This window comes from Streptomyces sp. BE303 (genome assembly GCF_036290945.1).
In the GTDB taxonomy this organism is placed as follows: Bacteria; Actinomycetota; Actinomycetes; order Streptomycetales; family Streptomycetaceae; genus Kitasatospora.
Window position 1 is genome coordinate 21,690 of the sequence record NZ_JAQYWZ010000768.1, and the last position, 6,300, is coordinate 27,989.

The 6,300-nt window shown below is 70.9% G+C and carries 8 protein-coding genes; 5 read left to right on the forward strand and 3 right to left on the reverse strand.

Going from position 1 to position 6,300, the window contains the following annotated elements; all coding sequences use genetic code 11:
- The first annotated feature begins 91 nt into the window (after positions 1–91).
- From PUR56_RS24255 to PUR56_RS24275, 5 genes are all read left to right on the forward strand, one after another.
- Entirely contained in the window at positions 92–493 is a 402-nt protein-coding gene (locus PUR56_RS24255) for a RidA family protein (protein WP_329880139.1), read from the forward strand.
- Between the two features lie 203 nt (positions 494–696).
- A complete protein-coding gene (locus PUR56_RS24260) occupies positions 697–912 on the forward strand; it encodes a hypothetical protein (RefSeq protein WP_329880137.1) in 216 nt (71 codons plus the stop codon).
- Positions 913–1,018: 106 nt separating this feature from the next.
- Positions 1,019–2,239 carry a response regulator gene (locus PUR56_RS24265; RefSeq protein WP_329880135.1) on the forward strand — a complete coding sequence of 407 codons (1,221 nt, stop codon included), beginning with the start codon at positions 1,019–1,021 and terminating at the stop codon, positions 2,237–2,239.
- 160 nt (positions 2,240–2,399) lie between these two features.
- Positions 2,400–2,546, forward strand: a complete 147-nt coding sequence (locus PUR56_RS24270; protein WP_329880133.1) for a hypothetical protein — start codon at positions 2,400–2,402, stop codon at positions 2,544–2,546.
- A 1,146-nt stretch (positions 2,547–3,692) separates the two neighbouring features.
- Positions 3,693–4,121: a peptidase inhibitor family I36 protein gene (locus tag PUR56_RS24275; protein WP_329950448.1), complete on the forward strand. Its 429-nt coding sequence runs from the start codon at positions 3,693–3,695 to the stop codon at positions 4,119–4,121.
- A 478-nt stretch (positions 4,122–4,599) separates the two neighbouring features.
- Here the strand turns inward: PUR56_RS24275 and PUR56_RS24280 are convergent, their stop codons facing one another.
- The 3 genes from PUR56_RS24280 to PUR56_RS24290 form a co-directional block, all read right to left on the reverse strand.
- Positions 4,600–4,959: a hypothetical protein gene (locus tag PUR56_RS24280; protein WP_329950449.1), complete on the reverse strand. Its 360-nt coding sequence runs from the start codon at positions 4,957–4,959 to the stop codon at positions 4,600–4,602.
- A gap of 114 nt (positions 4,960–5,073) precedes the next feature.
- Entirely contained in the window at positions 5,074–5,274 is a 201-nt protein-coding gene (locus PUR56_RS24285; RefSeq protein WP_329950450.1) for a hypothetical protein, read from the reverse strand.
- Positions 5,275–5,586: 312 nt separating this feature from the next.
- A complete protein-coding gene (locus PUR56_RS24290) occupies positions 5,587–5,859 on the reverse strand; it encodes a hypothetical protein (protein ID WP_329880128.1) in 273 nt (90 codons plus the stop codon).
- Positions 5,860–6,300: the final 441 nt, after the last annotated feature.

Below are 6,300 nucleotides of genomic sequence, written 5' to 3' on the forward strand. Positions count from 1 at the left end.
CTACGGGAATACACGACAGAGGACGTCGTGATTTGTTGGGAGGCTTGCCGGCAGGACGAACAAGCCCTGCCGCATTCGAGAGGTGATCCCCTTGGCGCACGCCATCGTCAATCCGGACGGTCTGCACGACCCGGTTCCGTTCGGCTACAGCCACACCGCCGCCGTCCCCGCGGGCACGGAACTGGTGTTTGTCGCCGGCCAGTACGGATCGGGGCCGGACGGCGCGGTCGTGTCGGCCGACTTCGCCGAGCAGGTGGAGCGGGCGTTCCACAACATCGGCGTCGCCCTCGCTGCCCATGGGCTCGACCTCGGCCACGTCGTCCAGCTCAGGACGTACGTGGTGGACCACGACCTCGGCAAGCTCGGGCCGATCGCCGCTGCCGTGCGGGAGGGCTGGGGTTCGAAGCCGCCCACCCAGACCCTCATCGGCGTCGCGAGCCTGGCCGCGCCCGACGTGCTGTTCGAGGTCGAGGCGCTCGCCGCCCGGCCCTGAACCGCTGAGAGGGCGGAGCCGGGGCCGGATTGCCGGTGCCCGGCCGGATACAGCCCGAGGCCGCGGTGTTGCCATCCGGTGTTGCCGGCCCGGCAACGGAGGCGCAACACCAGGCGCCTCCTTCATCCTGTGATGCACCGTCAGGCCGATCCGGCTGGCGGGCAGGTCGTGGCGGCGAGTGCTACCACGGATCGAGGAGGTTGATGGTGCGGCATGCGCTGCTGTCGCCGAGGGCGGCCCTGGTGCTGCTGGTCGGCGTGCTCACGGGTATCGGCGCTGGGGTTCTGAGCGCCGCTGGGGGCACGCACCTGGCCCAGTGTGTCCTTTACGGCGTCGGCGCGTTCGGTGCGAGCGTGTCGTTCGTGAACCGGCTCGTCGCCGAGCCCCGAGAGGACCCTGCGGACAAGGAGACGGCCTGACGTGAAGGCTGCGGCCCGGGTGCCTTGGATTTCCGGGCCGCAGCCGACCCGACACTGCAAGGATGGTGGCGCCGTGGAGGCCTACGAGACACCGGGGGGTGGGCGGGTGGGAGACCTGCGAGCGCTGAGCCCCGACCTGAACAGCGAATGCCGGGCATTCGCCGAGGCCCTGCGCAGCCTGTTCACGGGCCTGCGGCCCACGGCGTCGGTGCGCCGCTACGGCGCGCGCCGGCACCTGAGTGCGGGAGCCGTCTCCCGCTACCTGTCCGGACAGCGGATCCCGCCCTGGCAGTTCGTCCAGGACCTGCTCGCCGACGTCGGCGCCGACCGCGGCAGCGTCGCGACTTCCGAGACGATCGACCTGCTGCGTTCGCTGCACGCGGCGGCCCAGCGCACCAGCGCCTCGGTCAGCCACGCCCTCCAGCAGCTCCAGTTCCAGCTGGCCGAGGCCGACCGGCTCTCCCGGCGCTCGACCGCCCACAGCGACATCCTCGGCGAGGCCCTGCTCGACAGGAACCAGCGCATCGCCGATCTGGCGCTGCGCCTCAACCAGCTGGAGAGCGACTGGGCCCGCGAACGGGCCCGGGGCGACGAACTGGTCCTGCACGCCGGGGACCGCGAGGAACTGCTGCGCGAGCGCCGGCGCCTGGAGGCGGAAGTCGCGCGGCTGACGGCCGAGCTGGAGGAGTCCCGTCGGCGCCGGCTCGCCGCGGAAGCACGCTGCGAGCTCCTGGAGCGCCAACTGGTCGTGGCCGAGCAGCAGGCCGGCGAGGAACCGCAGCACTCCAGGATGACCCGCCCCGCCCCTGCGGGCGCGGACAGCCCACGGGTCCTCATCGTCGACGACCAGCCCGCGAACCTGATCGCCCTGGAGGCGGTCCTGACCGCCGCCGACTGCCAGGTGCTGGCGGTGGCCTCCGGCACGGACGCACTGAGGGCGCTGCTCCAGCACGACGACGTCGCCGTGATCATCCTGGACGTGCAGATGCCCGGCATGGACGGCTACGAGACCGCAGCCCGCATCAAGCGCCGCGCCCAGACCCGCAACATCCCGATCATCTTCGTCACCGCGATCGGAGCGGACCCCGAGAGCCTGCTGCGCGGCTACGACGCCGGGGCGATCGACTTCATCGCCAAGCCGTTCGAGCCGTGGATGCTCTGCGCGAAGGTCAGTGTCCTGGCCGAGATGTACATGAACTACCGCGGCACCCCTCGCCGCGAACCGCCCTCCCGGCCCACGGACGACAGCACCAGTTGGCTCCTGCCCACGTTCCCCCAGCACAGCCCGCTCCAGGCCGCCGATCAGGACGAGGCCCCTCATGGCTGACCCCTGCGGGCGGCGGGGTGCGCTGACGCGTGTCCCAGCGGTGGTCGCACGCACCGGTGGACCGGGGTATTCGCCGACCCGGAACCGCACGGACCGGCACAGCGCCGGCAGGAGCGGTCAGGAGAACCGCACATTCCGCGAGGCCGGGCAGGGAGTCGAGGTGTTCCTCGACGGGCTGCGGTCTCAGCTGAGAGAACGCAGCTTCCGGCCGGCCCCGGTGCGTGAGCGGATGATCCCGAAGGCGAACGGCAAGTTCCGCCGCCTGGGCATTCCGACCGTGGCGAACCGGGTGGTCCGGCGTCCTTGAAGTTGGTGCTGGAGCCGGTGTTCGAAGCGGATCGGTGGCTGCGGCCGACAGTCCGGCGTGGGCCGCCGGGGCGCCCTGAGGTGGGCGGGTCTGCTCTCCGGCCCGCCGTGGAGCGTGGAGCGGGTGACGGAGCTTGACAGGTACGACACAGGCTTGCGGTATCCGGCCCGCAGCCGGCGGGGTGCGGCGGCCGGGCCGCACCCCGCCGGTCACGGCACGCCTCCTACCACGGGCGGATCCAACGGGTGCCTCCTGACAGCGTCGGGACCGGGACGGCCCTGCTCGATCGCGTCCTGGAGGCACTCGACGAATGCGGCGAGCTCACCGCCCGGCAGAACTGCGCGCAGCAGCACAGCCGTGCCAGACCCCAAAACGCACCGGCGCAGACACCAGATCGCCCGCCGGCCTCGAGCGGCCGAAGCACAGGTCGGTGTCCGCGGCGCCGAACACGTCCGGCCCGGGGTACGGGTCACGAGCCGGACCGCCTGCGTCCGCAGGGTTCCCGCCGCCGGCCGCCGCCCGCGCCGGGCCCTGGAGCGCCAGGGAGGCCGCACGCCAACGGGCCTCCCACTCCGTCTGCCCTCCGCCGCGCGCCCGCCCGTACGCATGCGCGACGGCCGGCGACGGGAGCGGCTCCCCTTTCGCGGCCTCCGTCAGTGTGCTGGCGGCGTAGCGCGACGCCTTCGCCGACGCTCGGTAGCTCGGGGCGCCGGCCCGGTCACGCAACTGCCGCAGCCCCCAGGCGAACCGTTCCACCGGGCCGGCCTGTGCGTCGGCCAACCGCTCCGGCCTGCCCCGACGGGCCCTGCACCCCGTCGCCTCCGGCCTCTCGTCCATGCCGCCACCCCTGGGCGGGCCCGTCCCGCCGCACACGCATCATTGTCCGGATTGAATGTCCTGCCCAGAGGGCCCTTTCGGACAATGCGCCGCCGCCACAGGGTTGTTGATGCACGGGGCGCCGCAGCGCGCTCCGCACACCGGGAGACGGACGAGCCGGGGACCTCACCGCGCAGCGGCAGGTCCGTACAACGGCTCTGAAACATCGGCTCGCCCGTCGGGCGCCGGTTTGCCGGCTTCGACACGAGGCCGGTTCTCCATTTGACATGTGCGCACAGTGCGTACGCTCGAACGAGGAAAGGGAATCTGATGCGTAAGCGAATCGCTCTCGCGGCGGCTGGGACTGCCATGATGTTCGCATCCACGGTGGGGGCGGCTTCGGCCGAAACCCTCGCCAACGGCAGCTCCGGAACCCCTGCGGTGATCCGGCCGATCACGGTGGACAGCCCGTCCGCGATCACCGCGTGGGACAACTGCCTGCACGGCCAGGCATGCGTGTTCCAGAACTCCAACGGCGGCGGCCTGCTGTGGGTGGTGCCCTGGGCCGGCTCCTTCAAGCTCGCCAACTACGACATGAACAACCGGATCAGCGCCCTCTGGAACCGAAGCGGCGGAACCCTGAGCCTGTATGACGGGGACAACTACAGCAACCTGCTGGGCCAGTACGGCGCCTACGGCCCGCCCATCAACGTCCCGACCGGGATCAACGACAGGGCGAGTTCCCTGACGGTCTACTAGAAGGACCGCTACCGGCTGCCCTCCTCAGCACAGGGCCGGCGATCTTCACTGTCACCACTGCGGCCCGGCCCGCGACGGGCCGGGCCGCGGCGGCCCGTTCTTTCACCGGGGCGCTCGTATGCAGCACCGACACCGGAACTGTCCGCGCCGACCTCTGCCATGCCTTCCTCCCGAAGGTGCCGCCGCCCATGTCCTACCAGACTCACGACAACCTGGATCTCCCGTTCCCCTCGTCCGATACCCATAGTGGTGAAGTCGGCTACTGGAACTGCCCGAATACCCCCTTCAAGCGGTTGTGGCGCCGATCGTGGCAGCGTCAGTCGTCAGCTGCGACCAGGAGAGTGAGCGTCGCTGCCGAGCGGTCGATGAGGACGAGTTCGTGGAAGTCGATGTGGATGGGGCCGTAGTCGTGGAACGCGTCCTCGGGAAGCTGCCCCAGTAGGTATCTGCTGGTCGCCTCACGGATTGGGACGTAGACCTACTGACGCAGGCGTGATGCGAGTGAATCTGGGACGTCTCCATGGTGGTTGGCCCAGGAGCGGATGACGTCGACGGCCGTCGCGGCGTCGATGGTCTCGTAGGAGTCGGGGGTGATTCGGTCAAGCCACCACTGACCGTGCCGTGGCCAGTCCTGGACGCCTGCGCCGTCGTACGTATTCCGAAACTGCGGGTGTGCGATCAAGGCGGCCAGCACGTCTCGGTTGTCCAGTGCCTCGGACGACAACTGGAAACGCGTGGCGTCGACCCAGCGGTAGCCGTGGGATCCCTCGCCGAAGTCGAAGTCTCGGAAATTGATGAAGGGGCTGTCCGAGTGGACGAGGGCGGGCACTGGTTCCATGGTGGTCATCGTAGGTCTCGCGGTTACTCAATCCATCAGGGATCCTCGGCCTGACCAGCGACTATTCCCGACGTCTCCCATATCCGGCACCCGGGTCTCCCTCGGGTGCACGGCTCACGAGGTCGTGCGTCGGCTGACTTCAGCTGCGTAGGCGGCCCACTCTCCGGCGGCGGCTCGCTGCCATTTGACGGCGACGGTGATGTCGATACCGAGGGTCCGGGCGAGGACCGCGGCGGGTATGCCGTCGTGGACCGCCTCCCTCGCAAGGACGTGGGCGAATCCGTAGGTGTCCGGGCCGAGCCGGCGCAACACCACGCGCCGAGCGCCTCCAGGAGCGCGGCGTCCGCCCGGGCCTCGTCCAGTCCGGCGGCCTCGGCGAGCAGCGACTGCGTGGCCGGGACCGCCGGCACGGCCGCGGCGTTCACCAGCGCCGCCGCGTCGGGACCCAACCGTGCGACCCGCGCGGCCAGCAACTCAGCCAGGCTGCGGGGCAAGCTCCCATCGGGCTCGTCGTGCCCACGCCCCCAACATCCACCGTTACCTGCCCGGAAACAAGCCATCGACCCCCACCGGTCCGCAGAGTGGCCTCGTTCACTTCTGACAGATTGCCTGACCCGGGCCGGGAGGTCAGGGGGTGTCGCCCGCCCAGTCCCAGCGGCGCGGGTCTTCGGAGCGCGGTTCGTAGCGGGCGCGGCCGCCGGGACCGTGCGAGCCGATCTCGGTAGGCAGCGCGGCGCCGTCGGCGAGCTGCTCGGCGTCCCAGCCGGTGACGTCCAGGAGCAGGCCGTCGAGGGGGCCCGCGACGAGTTCCCGGTAGTCGTGGCCCGGCCGGGGGCCGGGGTCGGGGTCGTCGTGGTCGGCCCCGTAGACCCTGCCCCGCATCAGCGCCTCGTCGTCCATCGCGTCAGCATCTCAGCAGGGTCTGACAGGACGGAGGCGCTCTTCGTCCGGCTTCGTGGGCTGGCCGGACGGCCTGCCTCACCGGCGAGGCAGTGTTAGAGGCAGCTGACCGGCATTCCCGTAGCGGCGCGGGGATCGGGCCTACGGCGATATCCGGCCGTCGCTTCAGGCGGCCGTGGTCCCACGGGGAGCGCGGCAAACGGGGGCACCGTGGCCGGCTCGCCGCTTCCGCTCGGGTTCGGAAGCCGCGGGCCGGTCCTCTCCAGGTGCCGGACTGCGGCCGGTCCCGCGCTTGGAGTTAGAAGACGTCTCATTTGGGCTTGTAGGCTGGTCCGGTGACGATCGTGGAGCGTCTGGTGCCGGACGAGTTGTGGGAGTTGTTCCAGTTGGTGGTGCCGGCGGCGCCGACCCGCCCGCAGGGCGGTGGTCGGCGCCGCTACG